At 58.7% G+C, this 17,287-nt stretch carries 17 protein-coding genes; 7 read left to right on the plus strand and 10 right to left on the minus strand.

The window, feature by feature from the left end:
* The first annotated feature begins 104 nt into the window (after positions 1 to 104).
* Together BFV65_RS19490 and BFV65_RS19495 are read left to right on the plus strand one after the other, a co-directional pair.
* A complete protein-coding gene (locus BFV65_RS19490; RefSeq protein ID WP_063152845.1) occupies positions 105 to 2,009 on the plus strand; it encodes an ABC transporter ATP-binding protein in 1,905 nt (634 codons plus the stop codon).
* 15 nt (positions 2,010 to 2,024) lie between these two features.
* Positions 2,025 to 2,957 (plus strand): LysR substrate-binding domain-containing protein, encoded by a 933-nt coding sequence (locus BFV65_RS19495; RefSeq protein ID WP_022649599.1) that lies wholly within the window; start codon positions 2,025 to 2,027, stop codon positions 2,955 to 2,957.
* Positions 2,958 to 3,059: 102 nt separating this feature from the next.
* Here BFV65_RS19495 and mdcH read toward each other — a convergent pair whose 3' ends face one another.
* From mdcH to mdcA, 8 genes are all read right to left on the minus strand, one after another.
* A complete protein-coding gene (mdcH, locus tag BFV65_RS19500) occupies positions 3,060 to 3,956 on the minus strand; it encodes a malonate decarboxylase subunit epsilon (RefSeq protein WP_069597008.1) in 897 nt (298 codons plus the stop codon).
* A complete protein-coding gene (locus BFV65_RS19505; RefSeq protein ID WP_069597009.1) occupies positions 3,956 to 4,573 on the minus strand; it encodes a malonate decarboxylase holo-ACP synthase in 618 nt (205 codons plus the stop codon). The genes mdcH and BFV65_RS19505 overlap by 1 nt, the downstream gene beginning before the upstream one ends.
* 2 nt (positions 4,574 to 4,575) lie before the next feature.
* Positions 4,576 to 5,535, minus strand: coding sequence for an AEC family transporter (locus BFV65_RS19510; RefSeq protein ID WP_023307100.1), 960 nt, complete (start codon positions 5,533 to 5,535; stop codon positions 4,576 to 4,578).
* Positions 5,536 to 5,658: 123 nt separating this feature from the next.
* Positions 5,659 to 6,459: a biotin-independent malonate decarboxylase subunit gamma gene (gene mdcE / locus BFV65_RS19515; protein WP_003861675.1), complete on the minus strand. Its 801-nt coding sequence runs from the start codon at positions 6,457 to 6,459 to the stop codon at positions 5,659 to 5,661.
* Positions 6,459 to 7,292 carry a biotin-independent malonate decarboxylase subunit beta gene (locus BFV65_RS19520; RefSeq protein WP_003861672.1) on the minus strand — a complete coding sequence of 278 codons (834 nt, stop codon included), beginning with the start codon at positions 7,290 to 7,292 and terminating at the stop codon, positions 6,459 to 6,461. The genes mdcE and BFV65_RS19520 overlap by 1 nt, the downstream gene beginning before the upstream one ends.
* A complete protein-coding gene (gene mdcC, locus BFV65_RS19525; protein ID WP_000411786.1) occupies positions 7,285 to 7,584 on the minus strand; it encodes a malonate decarboxylase acyl carrier protein in 300 nt (99 codons plus the stop codon). The genes BFV65_RS19520 and mdcC overlap by 8 nt, the downstream gene beginning before the upstream one ends.
* 9 nt (positions 7,585 to 7,593) lie before the next feature.
* Positions 7,594 to 8,451, minus strand: a complete 858-nt coding sequence (locus BFV65_RS19530; protein ID WP_022649605.1) for a triphosphoribosyl-dephospho-CoA synthase — start codon at positions 8,449 to 8,451, stop codon at positions 7,594 to 7,596.
* Positions 8,451 to 10,106, minus strand: a complete 1,656-nt coding sequence (gene mdcA, locus BFV65_RS19535; RefSeq protein ID WP_069597010.1) for a malonate decarboxylase subunit alpha — start codon at positions 10,104 to 10,106, stop codon at positions 8,451 to 8,453. Before mdcA ends, BFV65_RS19530 begins: the two co-directional genes overlap by 1 nt.
* A 228-nt stretch (positions 10,107 to 10,334) precedes the next feature.
* Here mdcA and BFV65_RS19545 point away from each other — a divergent pair, with 228 nt between their 5' ends.
* The 3 genes from BFV65_RS19545 to BFV65_RS19555 are packed head-to-tail and all read left to right on the plus strand — an operon-like array spanning position 10,335 to position 12,471.
* Positions 10,335 to 11,357: a hydrolase gene (locus BFV65_RS19545; protein WP_063150934.1), complete on the plus strand. Its 1,023-nt coding sequence runs from the start codon at positions 10,335 to 10,337 to the stop codon at positions 11,355 to 11,357.
* Positions 11,354 to 11,572 (plus strand): YheU family protein, encoded by a 219-nt coding sequence (locus BFV65_RS19550; RefSeq protein ID WP_022649608.1) that lies wholly within the window; start codon positions 11,354 to 11,356, stop codon positions 11,570 to 11,572. Before BFV65_RS19545 ends, BFV65_RS19550 begins: the two co-directional genes overlap by 4 nt.
* A gap of 29 nt (positions 11,573 to 11,601) precedes the next feature.
* Positions 11,602 to 12,471: a phosphoribulokinase gene (locus tag BFV65_RS19555; RefSeq protein ID WP_003861663.1), complete on the plus strand. Its 870-nt coding sequence runs from the start codon at positions 11,602 to 11,604 to the stop codon at positions 12,469 to 12,471.
* An 85-nt stretch (positions 12,472 to 12,556) separates the two neighbouring features.
* Here the strand turns inward: BFV65_RS19555 and BFV65_RS19560 are convergent, their stop codons facing one another.
* A complete protein-coding gene (locus tag BFV65_RS19560; RefSeq protein ID WP_022649609.1) occupies positions 12,557 to 12,961 on the minus strand; it encodes an OsmC family protein in 405 nt (134 codons plus the stop codon).
* Between the two features lie 310 nt (positions 12,962 to 13,271).
* On the opposite strand from BFV65_RS19560, the gene crp reads away from it, so the two are divergent.
* Positions 13,272 to 13,904 (plus strand): cAMP-activated global transcriptional regulator CRP, encoded by a 633-nt coding sequence (gene crp, locus BFV65_RS19565; RefSeq protein ID WP_000242758.1) that lies wholly within the window; start codon positions 13,272 to 13,274, stop codon positions 13,902 to 13,904.
* Between the two features lie 57 nt (positions 13,905 to 13,961).
* Positions 13,962 to 16,049: a YccS/YhfK family putative transporter gene (locus tag BFV65_RS19570; protein WP_046620320.1), complete on the plus strand. Its 2,088-nt coding sequence runs from the start codon at positions 13,962 to 13,964 to the stop codon at positions 16,047 to 16,049.
* Here BFV65_RS19570 and argD read toward each other — a convergent pair.
* Positions 16,046 to 17,266 carry a bifunctional acetylornithine/succinyldiaminopimelate transaminase gene (argD, locus tag BFV65_RS19575; RefSeq protein WP_201788117.1) on the minus strand — a complete coding sequence of 407 codons (1,221 nt, stop codon included), beginning with the start codon at positions 17,264 to 17,266 and terminating at the stop codon, positions 16,046 to 16,048. The genes BFV65_RS19570 and argD overlap by 4 nt on opposite strands.
* Positions 17,267 to 17,287: the final 21 nt, after the last annotated feature.

Genomic DNA, 17,287 nt, shown 5'->3' on the forward strand with positions numbered 1-17,287 from the left:
ATTGTTGTCGTTTTGGGCTACCATGGCGGCCCGGTGGGGAAATTGGCCCACACCTTACATTATCATAATGACAAATTAACATAGTCGGAACATACGGCGCTTCTATGATTGTTTTCTCCTCGTTACAAATTCGTCGCGGCGTGCGCGTCCTGCTGGATAACGCGACTGCTACCATCAACCCGGGCCAGAAAGTGGGGCTGGTCGGCAAAAACGGCTGCGGTAAATCCACCCTGCTGGCACTGCTGAAAAACGAGATAAGCGCGGATGGCGGGAACTTTACCTTCCCGGGCAACTGGCAGCTCGCCTGGGTAAACCAGGAGACCCCCGCGCTGAGCGAACCGGCGCTCGACTATGTTATCGACGGCGACCGTGAATACCGCAAGCTCGAAGCGGAGCTCAACGCCGCCAACGAACGCAACGACGGCCACGCCATCGCCACCGTCCACGGCAAGCTGGACGCCATCGACGCCTGGACCATTCGCTCCCGCGCCTCCAGCCTGCTGCACGGCCTGGGCTTCAGCAACGAACAGCTTGAACGCCCGGTGAGCGATTTCTCGGGTGGCTGGCGTATGCGCCTTAACCTGGCGCAGGCGCTGATCTGCCGCTCTGACCTCCTGCTGCTCGATGAACCGACCAACCACCTCGATCTCGATGCGGTTATTTGGCTGGAGAAGTGGCTCAAGAGCTATCAGGGCACTCTGATTCTGATCTCCCACGACCGCGACTTCCTCGACCCGGTGGTGGATAAAATCATTCATATCGAACAGCAAAGCCTGTTCGAGTACACCGGCAACTACAGCTCTTTCGAGCGCCAGCGCGCGACGCGCCTCGCCCAGCAGCAGGCGATGTATGAAAGCCAGCAGCAGCGCGTGGCGCACTTGCAAAGCTTTGTGGATCGCTTCAAGGCCAAGGCGTCAAAAGCCAAGCAGGCGCAGAGCCGCGTCAAAATGCTGGAACGCATGGAGATGATTGCCCCCGCGCACGTGGATAACCCGTTCCACTTCAGCTTCCGCGAGCCGGAGAGCCTGCCGAACCCGCTGCTGAAGATGGAAAAAGTGAGCGCGGGCTATGGCGATCGCATTATTCTCGACTCTATCAAGCTCAACCTGGTGCCGGGTTCACGCATAGGTCTGCTGGGGCGTAACGGCGCCGGTAAATCGACGCTGATCAAGCTGCTGGCGGGCGAGCTTAACCCGGTCAGCGGCGAAATCGGGCTGGCGAAGGGCATCAAGCTTGGCTACTTCGCTCAGCATCAGCTGGAATTTTTACGCGCCGATGAATCGCCGATCCAGCACCTGGCGCGCCTGGCGCCGCAGGAGATGGAGCAGAAGCTGCGCGACTACCTCGGCGGCTTTGGCTTCCAGGGCGATAAGGTGACTGAAAATACAGCGCGTTTCTCCGGCGGCGAAAAAGCGCGTCTGGTGCTGGCGCTGATCGTCTGGCAGCGTCCAAACCTGCTGCTGCTCGATGAACCGACCAACCACCTCGATCTCGACATGCGTCAGGCGCTGACCGAAGCGCTGATCGAGTTCGAAGGGGCGCTGGTTGTCGTTTCGCACGATCGCCACCTGATCCGCTCCACCACCGACGATCTCTATCTGGTTCACGGCGGCAAAGTGGAACCGTTCGACGGCGACCTGGAAGATTACCAGCAGTGGCTGACGGACGTGCAGAAGCAGGAAAACCAGCCGGAAGAGTCAGCGAAAGACAACGCCAACAGCGCCCAGGCGCGTAGAGACCAGAAGCGCCGTGAAGCGGAACTGCGCACCCAGACTCAGCCGCTGCGTAAAGAGATTACCCGTCTCGAAAAAGAGATGGAAAAGCTTAACGCCACGCTTGCCGCCGTCGAAGAGAAGCTGGGCGACAGCGAACTGTACGATCAGAGCCGCAAAGCGGAGCTGACGGACTGTCTGCAAACGCAGGCGAAAACTAAATCCAGTCTCGAAGAGTGCGAAATGGCATGGCTGGACGCGCAGGAACAGCTGGAAGCGATGCTGCAAGCCGACTAACACGCCGGGAGGGTTATGGGCTTCGATACCACGAGCGAGATTACATTCCGTAAGCTCAGCATCTTCATGACGTTCATGGACAAGGGCAATATCGCACGTACCGCCGAAACGCTCGGCCTGAGCGGTGTCAGCGTGCACCGCGCGCTGCATACCCTCGAAGAGAACGTCCGCTGCCCGCTCTTTGCTCACAAAGGGCGTAACCTGATTGCCCTCCCCTCCGCGTGGACGCTGCTGGAGTATTGTCAGGAGGTGATGCAGGTGATGGAGCGCGGGCTGGAAGAGTCGCGCAAGATTGCCGGTATCGGCCAGGGACGGTTGCGCGTCGGTACGCTTTACTCGCTGACGCTGGAAACCGTGCCGCGCCTGATAATGGGCATGAAGCTGCGCCGTCCGGATCTGGAGATGGATCTGACGATGGGCTCGAACGAAACCCTGCTCCATATGCTGGATGAGGGGTCGCTGGATGCGATTTTAATCTCTATCTCCGAGAGCGATATCGACCGTAACAGCCTCGAAGTGCTGCCCCTGTTCCATGACGATATTTTCCTTGCCGCACCGGCCTCTGCCACACTGAATACCAGCGGTCCCGCCGATCTGCGTGACTATAAAGATCAGAAGTTTGTCGCCCTCGCGGAAGGGTTCGCCACTTACGCCGGGTTTCAGGAAGCGTTTCATATTGCCGGTTTCGAGCCGGAGATTGTGACGCGGGTAAACGATATTTTCTCGATGCTGAGCCTGGTGCAGGCGGGGGTCGGGTTTACGCTGATGCCGGGCAGGATGAAGAAAGTGTACGAAAATTCGGTGCAGCTACTGAAGCTGGCACAGCCGTACCAGATGCAGCAGCTGATTGCGATCGTCTTTGCCCGCAACCGCGAGCAGGATCCGAGCCTGCGGGCATTGGCCGCGGAAGGGCGGATGTATGCCAGAAGTTTGCAGGACGGAGCCTGAGGCCTTGCCGGGTGGCGACGCGTTGCGTCTTACCCGGCCTACAAAATAATACAACCGAACCCGTAGGCCCGGTAAGGCGCAGCCGCCACCGGGCAAAAAAACTCACGCACGAAGCCGCCCCGCCAGATGCACCGCCACGTCCACCCCGCTGCGCTCCAGCGAAATGGATTCGCCTTCCCACGCCGCCTGCCGCGTCAGGCAGGTTAATATGCCTCCCGGCGGCATCTCAATCGCCAGCCGCGCTTCACGCTCGTTAGCGGAAATCACCGCCTCCTGCCAGCGCACGGTTCGCGCCATGTTCATTGCCAGATCGTCGGCAATTTTCTCCGGCTGCCAGAGCACGCGTCCGGTACTGCCGCTCAGGTACGCGCAGCGGGGACGGGAAAGCGTGACCGATTCAAACGCCGCTGCCAGCTTCTTCGCCGGTTCCGCCAGCAGCGCGCAGTGCGATGGCACGCTCACCGCCAGCCGTTTGGCCTTGCTTGCGCCCTTCGCCAGCGCGCGCTCCGCCACCTGCGCCATACCTTCATCGGTTCCGGCAATCACGATCTGCGTTTCGGCGTTCAGGTTAGCGATATAGGTTCCAGTCCCCTGAATCAGGTTTTCCACCTGCGGCAGGGTCAACCCCATAATCGCCGTCAGGCCGTAGCCGTGCGGATACGCCTGCTCCATCAAATCACCGCGCAGCGCCACCAGCTTCAGCGCATCCGTAAAGTCCAGCGAGCCTGCGATAACCGCCGCAGGATAAGCGCCAATGGACAGACCGCTTACAATATCCGGCGACACGCCGCGACGTTCCAGCTCGCGCGCCCAGGCCACGCCGGCAATCAGCAGTGAAAGCTGAACCGCACGGGTGTGGGTTAACGAGGATGCGCTGTCCAGGGTATCGACTTCCGCCCCCAGCACAGCACGGGCCTGCTCCAGCTCCGTTCCCGGCAGGTTTTGCAGCATACCTTCGTGCTGTGTGCCCTGCCCCGGAAAGGTAAACAGTATTTTCATTACTCCTCCCTGTGCCATGGATCCGCTACCAGGCGCGGTCCACATTGCGTTTTTAGCAGCGTTTTGCCGTCGCGTAACCATTCTGCCAGCGCGAATCCGCCCTCGGGCGTGTCCACCTGCGTATCCACCCGGCACAACGCACGGCTGAGCTGAGCCTGCCAGTCAGTAAACGCCTCAGGGGAAACGGTACGCGGGGCGCGGATCAGCAGATCGAGATCGCTATCGGCGTGGATCACCGGAATGCCGGTCGCCAGCGCGTAACCCGTACTGCCGGTTATCCCCCACGTCCACGGCCACGACTGCTGCGCAAGCTGAAGCGCCACCTGAACCGGCGGCTGAGTGACAAACGGCGAACGCAGCAGGTCGGCGGCAACGCTCAACTCTTCGGGCGACACCACGCGCAACACGTTCTCAGGCTTCACCCATCCGACCGCCCGCTGGTCGCGGCGCAATCCGCGCACGCCAACGGGAATACGGCCTTCATTATCAACATCACGCCGCACCACTACCGGTAGCCCGGTATGCCAGGCCGCATCTACCCAGGATTCGGTAATCCCTTCCAGGGCGTCCCGCGCGGTAAGCCAGATGAGGTCGTGTGGGCGTAATGTTGTGGTCATAATTACATTCCTGAAGTCAGCGAGATAAACAGCGGCAGCGACAGAATACACAGTATGGAGCTCAACAGCAGCACGGCTTCAGCATCCGGCGACTGCACGCCAAAGCGGTTACCGAACACCACGCCAAAGAAGCCCGCAGACAGCGCAATCATCAGGATGGCGGTGATCGCCACGGAGCCGTGCAGACCGAAGATTAAAACGATACCCCAGGCAATCGCTGGCTGGATCAGCAGCTTGGCGATAGTGGAAGTGATCACCATGGTGTTGATCTGAAGCTTACGCGCGGAGAGGATCACCCCGGTCAGGAACAGCGCCGCAGCGGTCGCGGACAGTCCCAGTGGTTTAATCGCCGCCAGTACCAGCTCTGGCATTTTGATGCCGATAGCGGACAGGATCACACCCAGCAGCGGGCCCATCACGATCGGTTTTTTAATGGAGCGCCACATCAGCACCGGCAGCATGGAAAGCGTTGAACCGGAGTTATTGCCCTCGGCGCGCGCTTTTTCACGCTCCAGAATAAGCAGGCAGAACGGGGTCATCAGCACCGAACCACAGGCGATGGAGACCGCCACGGAGAGTGAAGTAGAAGAACTTTCACCCAGCACGCTGCCCAGAATCGGCAGGCCGAGCGCCGCATAGTTTGGCAGAGCGACGGTCAGCGTCAGTACGGCTGCATCCTGCGGAGATTTTTTAAAGACTTTGGTGGCGAGGAAGTAGATGGCCGCATAGGTGATCCACATCGCCAGGGTGAGCACCAGGATCAGCGGCGACTGCGCCACAATGCCGGTCCACGGGGTTTGCACGGTGGCGCTGAACAGCGCGGCAGGGAGTGCAAAATCCATAACGAAGATATTCAGCAGGGAAACATTTTTGTTATCGACCATCTTTGCTTTACCGGCCCAGAATCCCAGCAGCATGATGACGAAAATCGGTGCAAGAGCATGAACAATTACGTAAGTCATAAATCACCTGTAGTAAAAAAGTTTAAGCACTGGCGCGATGTTTATTATTTTCAGGATGCAGGTTCCCGCGTGGACGCAACGGGCGCGCCCACGGGGTAATGCATCTGGCAGGTCTCTTTTTACTTACCAGCTGGCTCGCATACGTTCACGTACGAGCGCCGAGCTGCGGCGGTTGTCAGCACCCAGACGGTTTTTCAACGTGGTGTCCTGACGAGCGTCGCTGATGGCCTGTTGCAGGGTAGTTTTCACCCGCGTCAGATCGCTTTCGGAAGGGGCATCCGGGTTGCTGATATCCAGCAGGTCGGAGAGCAGCCCCAGCGTGGCGTAGTTGCTGATGTCGTACGCCATTGGCGGAATGGTTGCCGCCAGTTTTTCCAGCGCCTCCACGGTACGCAGCGTAATGCGCGCCGCAGACTCTTTGCCCATGGCATGGATCAGCACGCCTTTATCGTTGAAGGCAATCAGGCGGTTGGCCTGGTAGCCGTGCGCCAGAAACGCGCCGGACATGGCCTTACCGACGATAAGACCAATCACCGGATGCCCCGCCAGCCGCGCATTGGCATAGGCGGCAGCGGCGCCGGCCAGCGCCTGGTGGATACCAAACGCCTCTTCGCGACGGCCATAGGCCTGGCTTGGGACATCGATCACCGCCACAATCGGGCGCTTCACGGCTTTATCGGCGTCAGCGGCGACGGTTTCGCTGACCACTTTTGCCAGCGTCCAGCCCTCCAGCAGCCCCACTTCCCCTTGCGCCGCGCGCGGGAAGTGGTTGTTGGCGTCCGGCACCACGGCGACAAAGCGCACCGTTTCACCGTTCAGCTCGCCGTCTGCCGCCTGCACGGACGGGCATAACCCCTCCAGACGTTTCGCGTTCGGGGCCAGAGTTTCCAGCCAGAGTTCGCCACGGCTAATTGAGTTAGTCATCATTTCACCTCCCGGGCAAAAAGCGCTTTAATCTGTTCGGCATCGGCCTGTTTGCGGGTGTCGAAATTCGTCAGACGGTTCAGGTAATCGTCGTAGTTATCGGTGCGATGTTTCGCCGGTACGCCTTTGGCGATAGCCTCGTTCATCGCGGCTTTCACCGCGTTCACGCCGTCGCCCACCAGCGCGTCCACCAGCCCACTTTCATAGCGCACTTCGCCGCCGGTCATGCTCCAGATAAACGGACGGTCGCGGGAGTCATACTCTTCAATGCCCGCTTCCTGCTCAATAACCTGCGGGCCGTTGAGGCCAAGACGCGCTTCGCGGGTTACAATCAGGTAGCTGCACAGCGCCGCGGCGATAGACATCCCGCCGAAGCAGCCCACGGTCCCGGCGACAATCCCGACAACCGGGGTATAGCGACGCAGGTCAACGATCGCGGCGTGGATATCGGCAATCGCCGCCAGGCCAAGGTTGGCTTCCTGCAAACGTACGCCGCCGGTTTCGAGGCACAGTACCGCCTGAGTCGGAATGCCGTTGCGGTTATCTTCCGCCGCCAGCTCCAGCGCCGCCGCCATTTTGGCACCGGACACTTCGCCCATGCTGCCGCCCTGGAAGGTGCCTTCAATCGCCACCACCACTGCAGGCTGGCCGTTGATGGTCCCTTTCGCGACTACCATGCCGTCATCGGCCTGAGGAACAATCCCCTGTGGCCCAAGCCACGGAGAGATAATGCCTTCAAACGGATCCAGCAGTTCGCGGTAGCTGCCGTCGTCGAGCAGCGCCTGCGCACGCTGGCGCGCTTTTAATTCGATAAAGCTGCTGTCATCACGCATGGTTCACCCCTTCAAAAACCTGTTCGATACGAATGCGTGCCACGCCCGGCGTCGCGCCGAAGTCGTGGATGGTCAGCTTACCTGCGGGCAGGCTGCTGACGGTTTGCAGGCGATTGAACAACGCCTCCCAGCGCCCACGGCTGTTGTCGACGGAGGTGGTGATATCAATGGTTAAGGTCTGGCCCGGTTCGGCGGTGAAAAGCACCTCCATATCCCCGGAACCGACTACCCCTGCCAGCGCCCTGCCGCTTACTTCGCGGCTGGCGGGCACGGTCAATGTGATTTTTTCCATAACATCCTCTTAATGCTTTGAATAGGGCGTTTCGACGCGGTCAAGAAACAGCGTGGCGGCAAGCAGGTCTGCGGCTCCGCCCGGCGAGGCGTTAAGCGTCAGCATCTGACGGTCTAACCGCGCCAGCGCCTGCTGCCCCGCAAGTGTTGCGCATCCTCCCGCGTTCAGCACCGCACGGGCGCCGTTCTGCATGGCATCCAGCCCCTCCATGCCGGCGCGCGACAGCACGCAGGTGTCGGTGAGCGAGGTCATGATCGCCATCAGCGCGTCGAGTCTGGCCTGCGTTTCGCTGCTGCCGTTGAGACGGCTGAGGTGAAGCTGCGGCAGCGCGCGCTGCATGATGTGCGGAAACGCCTGCTGAGCCTCTTCACGCGCGCCCGGTACACGGTAGCGGTGCGTGACGCGTAACCCCTTGCTGAATACTTTCGGCGCCGCGTCATCCGGCAGTTTCGCCAGCTGAGCGGCGGTGTTCGCGACGGTTTGCGCCCGGGCATCGCCGCCCAGCATCGCCACCGCGCTCACCAGCAATCCCAGCGCCCAGATCGCGCCACGGTGTGTGTTCACGCCGTCGGTAGCGGCCATCATCTGCCGTTCGCCTTCACGACCCAGGCGGCCAACGGTTTGCCTGAGGGCAATATCCGCCGGACGCTGCCAGCTCTGTTGCGCCAGCGCCTGAAACGTGGGGGTCAGGCTGTGAGCGGAGCGCTCCATCAGCGCAAGCGATAAATCGTGATGCGCGCCGTTCCCCCGGCTGTCCACCAGACCGGGCTTCGGGCTTAAACGTGCTTCGTCAATCAGACACTGCGTGGCGGTTCGCGCCAGCCATTCGGCACCGCCTTCAACCTGGATCTGGGGCAGAAGTTTCATTACCAGCTCCGGAATTTCGCAGGTGGGTTATACAGGCCGCCGGACCACTCAACGAGGTTAGCCACGCTGCCCGCAGCCAGCAGAGAGCGGGTGGCATCGGTACGACGAATGCCCATATCTTCCGGATACACAACCTTGCCGCTCTGGCGCAGTTCCGCCACGCGTTTGGCATCAACGCCCAGACCGATATCGGTGATACCCGCCACGGCGGCGACCATGGCGCGACGCTCTTCCAGATCTTTCGCCCGGTAGAGGTAAGCAATCCCCTCTTCCGTCAGCACGTGGGTGACGTCATCGCCGTAAATCATAACCGGCGCCAGCGGCATGCCGGAGGCTTTCGCCACGTCTACGGCGTCGAGTTTCTCCACGAAGGTTGGCTTAACGCCCGCCTGGAAGGTTTCCACCATCTGCACAACCAGCTTTTTACCGCGCTGCATCGGGTCAGGCTCGGTGATCATGTTCAGCCAGGCCGGTGTGGCGTGGCGACGACCGTGCGGATCGTGGCCCATGTTTGGTGCGCCGCCGAAGCCGGAGAGACGGCCGCGGGTCACGGTTGAGGAGTTAGCGTAACCATCAACCTGTAGCGTGGAACCGATAAACATGTCGACCGCGTACTGACCAGCCAGCTGACAGAAGGCGCGGTTAGAGCGCATGGAGCCGTCAGCACCGGTAAAGAACACGTCCGGACGGGCGCGGATGTACTCTTCCATCCCCAGCTCGCCGCCGAAGCAGTGGACGCTCTCCACCCAGCCGCTTTCGATGGCCGGGATCAGCGTTGGATGCGGGTTCAAAGTCCAGTGTTTACAGATTTTGCCTTTGAGTCCGAGCTGTTCGCCGTAGGTTGGCAGCAGCAGTTCGATCGCTGCGGTATTAAAGCCAATCCCGTGGTTCAGGGACTGCACCTGGTGTTCAGCGTAGATGCCTTTAATCGCCATCATCGCCATCAGGATGTGTTCCTGTTTAATCAGGCGCGGGTCGCGGGTGAAGAGCGGCTCAATAAAGAACGGCTTGTCCGCCACCACCACGTAATCGATCCACGAGCCCGGAATATCGACGCGCGGCAGGTCGCACTCGTCGTCCACCAGCTCGTTCACCTGTGCGATGACGATGCCGTCGTGGAACGCGGCGGCTTCCACCAGCGCCGGGGTATCTTCGGTACTCGCCCCGGTGTAGAGGTTACCTTTACGGTCTGCTTTAAAACCGGCAATCAGCGCCACGTTTGGCGAAAGGTCGACGTATAAACGTGAGTAGAGTTCGATGTAGGTGTGAATCGCCCCGATTTCGAGCTGACCATCCTCCAGCAGCTGCGAAATGCGCAGGCTTTGCGTACCGGAGAAGGAGAAGTCGAGCTTGCGGGCGATGCCTTTCTCAAAGATGTCCAGATGTTCGCTGCGGCCCACGCTCGGCATGATCATATGCAGATCGTGCACGATTTGCGGGTTCACTTCGGCCAGTGAACGGGAAAGGAAATCCGCCTGCTTCTGGTTGTTGCCTTCCAGAACGACTTTGTCGCCTGGTGCGATCAGTTTTTCCAGCATGGCGACAAGATCGCCGGTTGGCAGTACCTTGCCCTGCACCGGTACGGACGCCAGACGACGCGCTTTCTCGCTGCGTCGGGTGTTCCATTGCCGGGTGGGTGTTTGCCCAGATAACATTATTAACCTCCTGATTCAGCACATCATTCTGATTTGCTTAACGTTGAGTAAAGTGTGCGCTCTGGTGAGAAAGGCATCAATTAAGCGTAGGACGTAATCATTAGCCTGAGAGTAATAATCAAGGTAAAGAAATGTGATCGGGATCAGTTCATGTTTCGGAAAAACGGGCTAAACGGGGTACAATTCGGAAGGTATAGTTAATTTCTGACAAGAATCAGCATCGCCCTTATGACCCAAATCATTCCTTCAGACTTCGACATTGCAGCCGAAGAGAGCGCAGAGTTCGTGCCCATGCGCGGTGTGGCTAACCCTCACCTGCAAACCATGCTGCCGCGCCTGATCCGCCGCAAGGTGCAGTTCAACCCCCACTGGCAGCGCATTGACCTGCCGGACGGTGACTTTTTGGATCTCGCCTGGAGCGAAGATCCGGATCGGGCCAGACATAAACCCCGTCTGGTGGTGTTTCACGGCCTGGAAGGCAGCCTGCACAGCCCTTACGCACACGGTCTCATTGAGGCGGCGAAAGCCCGCGGCTGGCTTGGGGTGGTGATGCATTTTCGCGGATGCAGCGGCGAGCCTAACCGTCAGAACCGCATTTATCACTCGGGTGAAACCGAGGACGGCTCCTGGTTCCTGCGCTGGCTAAGAGACAATTTCGGCGAAGCACCAACGGCAGCGGTGGGGTATTCGCTGGGCGGGAATATGCTGGCCTGCCTGCTGGCGAAGGAGAGCGACGCCGTACCGCTGGATGCGGCGGTGATTGTCTCTGCGCCCTTTATGCTGGAGCAGTGCAGTTATCATATGGAAAAGGGATTTTCGCGGGTCTATCAACGCTACCTGCTCAACCTGCTGAAAGCCAACGCCGCGCGTAAACTTAAGGCCTATCCGGATACGCTGCCTGTGACGCTGCAACAGCTCAAACGCGTGAAGCGTCTGCGCGAGTTTGATGATTTGATCACCTCGAAAATTCACGGCTTTGCCGATGCGATTGACTATTACCGTCAGTGCAGCGCCATGCCTTTACTGAATCAAATCACGAAACCCACGCTGATTATCCACGCCAAAGACGATCCGTTTATGGATCATCACTCGATCCCCGCCCCTGACTATCTGCCGGATAACGTGGAGTATCAGCTCACCGAGTTCGGCGGGCACGTGGGCTTTGTTGGCGGCACGCTGCGTCGGCCAAAAATGTGGCTTGAGACGCGTATACCCGACTGGTTAACGGCCTATCTGGACGGTAAAAAATGATTATTCCCTGGCAGGATCTCTCTCCCGACACGCTCGATAATCTGATTGAAAGCTTTGTCTTGCGCGAAGGCACCGATTATGGTGAACATGAACGTTCGCTTGAACAAAAGGTCAGCGATGTGAAGCGCCAGCTTAAAAGCGGCGACGTGGTGCTGGTATGGTCCGAACTGCATGAGACGGTGAATATCATGCCCCGCAACGCGTTTCATGGCTGATCTTACACTTTTCCAGTCAGGGAGTTGCTATGTCTGCCAGACATCCGGTTATTGCCGTTACGGGTTCGAGTGGGGCGGGAACCACTACCACCAGCCTCGCCTTCCGCAAGATTTTCGCCCAGCTTAACTTACGGGCGGCAGAGGTAGAGGGCGACAGCTTTCACCGCTACACGCGCCCGGAGATGGATATGGCCATCCGCAAGGCGCGCGATCTGGGTAAACACATCAGCTATTTTGGCCCGGAGGCCAATGACTTCGGCCTGCTGGAGCAAACCTTCCGTGAATACGGGCAGAGCGGCACCGGGCAGTCCCGCAAGTATCTCCACACCTACGATGAAGCCGTGCCCTGGAACCAGGTCCCCGGCACGTTCACGCCCTGGCAGCCGCTGCCGGAACCGACTGACGTGCTGTTTTACGAAGGATTGCACGGCGGCGTGGTGACGCCTCAGCACGACGTGGCGCGCCATGTGGATTTGCTGGTGGGGGTGGTGCCGATTGTTAACCTTGAGTGGATCCAGAAGCTGACGCGTGACATGAGCGAGCGCGGCCATTCGCGAGAGGCGGTAATGGATTCGGTGGTGCGCTCCATGGAAGATTACATCAACTTCCTGACGCCGCAGTTCTCCCGAACCCACATTAACTTCCAGCGCGTCCCCACCGTGGACACCTCCAACCCGTTCGCCGCAAAAAGCATCCCTTCCCTGGACGAGAGCTTTGTGGTGATCCACTTCCGCAACCTGGAAGGCATTGATTACCCCTGGCTGCTGGCGATGCTACAAGGTTCGTTTATTTCGCACATGAATACGTTAGTGGTACCGGGCGGAAAAATGGGGCTGGCGATGGAGCTGATCATGACGCCACTGGTGCAGCGGCTGATGGAAGGAAAGCAAATCGCGTGAGTTGTTTTGCCCGGTGGCGCTGCGCTTACCGGGCCTACGGGCGTGCTTTTGTAGGGCGGGTAAGCGAAGCGCCACCCGCCAAAAATTAAGCCTCGATCACTTCATACGAATGGGTGATGTTTACCGCTTTCTCCAGCATTAGCGCCACAGAGCAGTATTTCTCCGCAGACAGGTCAACCGCACGCGAGACCGCCGCATCCTTCAGTTCTTTGCCGGTGACGATAAAGTGCAGATTAATATGCGTGAACAGACGTGGCGCCTCTTCGCGACGTTCTGACGTCAGCTTCACTTCACAATCGGTCACGTCATGACGGCCTTTTTGCAGGATCGACACCACGTCGATCGCGCTGCATCCACCTGCCGCCATCAGCACCATTTCCATCGGGCTTGGAGCTTTATCGCCGGAGTTGCCATCCATCAAAACCTGGTGCCCGGAAGCAGACTCGCCCAGGAACGTTAACCCTTCAACCCATTTCACACGCGCTTGCATATTCACTCACTCCAACGTTGCATTTTTTATGACAGATTACGTGTACGTTACATTTCTCGCAACGGAAGGCGACCTGCGTCATGCTGAAGCGAGACACCAGGAGACACGCGGCGAAAGCTATGCTAAAACACTCTGGATGCTACAGTAATACATTGACGTTACACATGTATGCAGAGGACATCAAACTTTACTGGCTGCGAAACGTTACGACAGCCGACTTCCCAGGTATGGGTAAGAATTCGATTGCAACCCCAGAGTCCGGATGCATCTTATGACTCTGGTGACAGCTTATAACAGAGGATAACAGCGCATGGTGCTTGGCAAACCGCAAACAGACCCGACTCTCGAATGGTTCTTGTCTCATTGCCACATTCATAAGTACCCATCAAAGAGCACGCTGATTCACCAGGGTGAAAAAGCGGAAACGTTGTATTACATCGTTAAAGGCTCGGTGGCCGTGCTGATCAAAGATGAAGAAGGGAAAGAGATGATCCTTTCTTATCTGAACCAGGGCGATTTTATCGGTGAACTGGGCCTGTTTGAAGAAGGCCAGGAACGTAGCGCCTGGGTTCGTGCAAAAACAGCATGTGAAGTGGCTGAAATTTCTTACAAGAAATTCCGTCAGCTGATTCAGGTCAACCCTGACATCCTGATGCGTCTTTCTTCCCAGATGGCACGCCGTCTGCAAGTGACCTCTGAGAAGGTGGGTAACCTCGCCTTCCTGGACGTGACCGGTCGTATCGCGCAGACTCTGTTGAACCTGGCGAAACAGCCAGACGCCATGACCCACCCTGACGGTATGCAAATTAAAATTACCCGCCAGGAAATCGGTCAGATCGTCGGCTGCTCCCGTGAAACAGTGGGCCGTATCCTGAAGATGCTGGAAGATCAAAACCTGATCTCCGCCCACGGTAAAACCATCGTGGTTTACGGGACCCGTTAATTCCGGTAAAACGGCGTGCCGCCGCAGGGTGGCACGCCGTTTTTGTCTCTACTCCTTATGTGGCGCAGGCTGATCTATCACCCGGAAGTTAACTACGCACTGCGACAAACGCTGGTGTTGTGTCTTCCCGTGGCCGTGGGCCTGATCCTCGGACATCTTCAGCAAGGCCTGCTGTTTTCTCTCGTGCCCGCCTGCTGCAACATTGCCGGTCTGGACACCCCGCATAAACGCTTTTTCAAACGCCTGATTATTGGCGGCTGCCTGTTTGCCGGCTGTAGCCTTGCCGTGCAACTCTTACTGGCCCGCGACATTCCTCTGCCGCTGATCCTGACCGTGCTGGCGATGACGCTTGGCGTAACCGCTGAAATCAGCTCGCTGCACGCCCGCCTGCTTCCTGCGTCGCTGATTGCCGCCATCTTCACCTTAAGCCTTGCGGGCAATATGCCGGTGTGGGAGCCATTGCTGATCTACGCCCTCGGCACGCTGTGGTACGGGCTGTTTAACTGGTTCTGGTTCTGGTTGTGGCGGGAACAGCCGCTTCGCGAATCCCTGAGCCTGCTCTACGTGCAGCTTGCTGAATACTGTGAAGCAAAATACACCCTGCTCACGCAACATACCGACCCGGAAAAATCCCTGCCGCCGCTGCTGGCACGCCAGCAAAAAGTGGTGGATCTGATCAGCCAGTGCTATCAGCAGTTGCACATGCTTGCCGCCAACAAAAATCATGAATATAAGCGGCTGCTGCGTACCTTCCAGGTCGGGCTGGATTTGCAGGAGCATATTTCCGTCAGCCTTCATAATCCGGAAGAGGTGCAAAAGCTGGTGGAGCGCAGCCATGCGGAAGCGGTGATCCGCTGGAACGCGCAGACCGTCGCGGCGCGCCTGCGGGTGCTGGCTGACGATATCCTCTATCACCGCTATCCGACGCGCTTTAACATGGACAAACAGCTCGGCGCGCTGGAAAAGATTGCGCGTCAGCACGCGGATAACCCGGTCGGGCAGTTTGCCGCCTGGCATTTCAGCCGCATCGCCCGGGTGTTGCGCACCCAGCGCCCGCTTTATGCCCGGGACCTGATGGCCGATAAGCAAAAACGACTGCCGTTGCTGCCTGCGCTCAAAAGCTACCTGTCGCTGAAGTCTTCCGCCCTGCGCAACGCCGCAAGAATTAGCGTCATGCTCAGCATCGCCAGCCTGATGGGAATGGCCCTGCACCTGCCGAAACCCTACTGGATCTTAATGACCGTGCTGTTTGTCACCCAGAACGGCTATGGCGCCACGCGGGTGCGCATTCTGCATCGGGCGGGCGGCACGATGGCGGGGCTGATTATCGCGGGCGTAACGTTGCACTTCCACGTGCCGGAAGGGTATACGCTGGTCGGCATGCTGGCGATTACGATGGTGAGTTATCTGATCATCCGTAAAAACTACGGCTGGGCGACGGTGGGCTTTACGGTAACGGCGGTGTACACCCTGCAGTTGCTTACGCTCAACGCCGATCAGTTAATTATTGCCCGCCTGGTCGATACCCTGATTGGCTGCCTGATCGCCTTTGGCGGCATGGTCTGGCTGTGGCCGCAGTGGCAAAGTGGATTACTGAGGCAAAACGCCCACGACGCGCTGGAGGCGGATCAGCAGGCCATTCGCCTGATCCTGAGCGACGACCCGCAGCCGTCTCCGCTGGCCTACGAGCGCATGAAGGTCAACCAGGCGCATAATGCCCTGTTCAACTCCCTTAACCAGGCCATGCAGGAGCCGGGCTTCAACTCGCACTATCTGGCAGATATGAAGCTGTGGGTCACGCACAGCCAGTTTATCGTCGAACACATCAATGCCATGACCACGCTGGCGCGCGAGCACACCATGCTGACGCCGGATCTGGCGCAGCGCTATTTGCAGTCGTGTGAAATTGCCCTCCAGCGCTGTCAGCAGCGTCTGGAGTACGACGCGCCGGGCGAGTCAGGGGATTCGAACATTCTGGAAGCGCCGGAGACGCTGACCCACGGGCCGATGAGCACCCTTGAGCAGCATTTACAGCGCGTTCTCGGGCATCTCAACACCATGCACACCATTTCGTCGGTGGCATGGCGTCAGCGTCCGCATCACGGGATATGGTTAACGCGCCGGTTAAAACGAACCGCGTATTAGCCTCTGACGATCTTCGCCACCGCCGCGGAAAAACGGGTTAACCCGTCTTCGATGTCTTTGTCTTCCACCACCAGCGACGGCGCGAAGCGCATCACGTCCGGCCCGGCGTTGAGCACCATGACGCCTTCGTGCGCGGCGGCGTGCAGGAAATCGCGCGCGCGGCCTTTATACTGAGGCTTCAGCTCGGCGCCGATCAGTAACCCCATCCCGCGGATTTCGCTGAAGACATCAAACTGTTCGTCAATCTGCTGAAGATGTTTCACAAAAAGGGCGCGTTTCGCATTCACGCCATTCAGGACGTCCGGCGTATTAATGATGTCGAACGCCGCTCCCGCCACGGCGCACGCCAGCGGATTACCGCCGTAAGTGGAGCCGTGTGAGCCCACATGAAATGCGGAAGCAATATCCTGGGTGGTTAGCACCGCGCTGACCGGGAAACCGCCGCCGAGCGCTTTCGCGCTGGTCAGAATATCCGGCGTTACGCCGTAGTGCATATAAGCGAACAGGTCTCCGGTACGCCCCATCCCACACTGCACTTCATCAAACACCAGCAGCGCCTGGTGCTCGTCGCACAGTTCGCGCAGCCCTTGCAGAAATTCCGGGGTGGCCGCCGTGACGCCGCCTTCCCCCTGAATGGGTTCGACCACCACGGCACAGGTGTGATCGTCCATCACCGCTTTAACGGCGTGCAGATCGTTAAACGGCACGTGGATGATATCCGCAGGTTTCGGACCAAAGCCGTCGGAATACTTCGGCTGGCCGCCAACGGAAACGGTAAAGAACGAGCGACCGTGGAAGGCGTTATGGAAGGCGATGATTTTGGTTTTGTACGGACTATGACGCGTGGTTGCGTAGTAGCGCGCAAGCTTAAAGGCGGTTTCGTTGGCTTCGGTGCCAGAGTTCATAAACAGCACGCGTTCGGCGAAGGTGGCATCGATGATCTTACGCCCCAGACGCAGCGCCGGTTCGTTAGTGAACACGTTGCTGGTGTGCCACAGCGTTTCGCCCTGCGCTTTCAGCGCGTCCACCAGCGCAGGATGGCAATGGCCCAGCGCCGTCACCGCAATACCGCCTGCGAAATCAACATACTCGTTGCCCTGCTGATCCCAGACGCGGCTGCCTCTCCCTTTCACCGGGATAAACTCAGCCGGTGCATAAATCGGCAGGATCACTTCATCGAATGTCGCGCGGGTAATTGCTGGTTGTTCAGTTGCCATGTCATGACCCTCCATTTTTAT

Source organism: Enterobacter hormaechei subsp. hoffmannii (genome assembly GCF_001729745.1).
In the GTDB taxonomy this organism is placed as follows: Bacteria; Pseudomonadota; Gammaproteobacteria; order Enterobacterales; family Enterobacteriaceae; genus Enterobacter; species Enterobacter intestinihominis.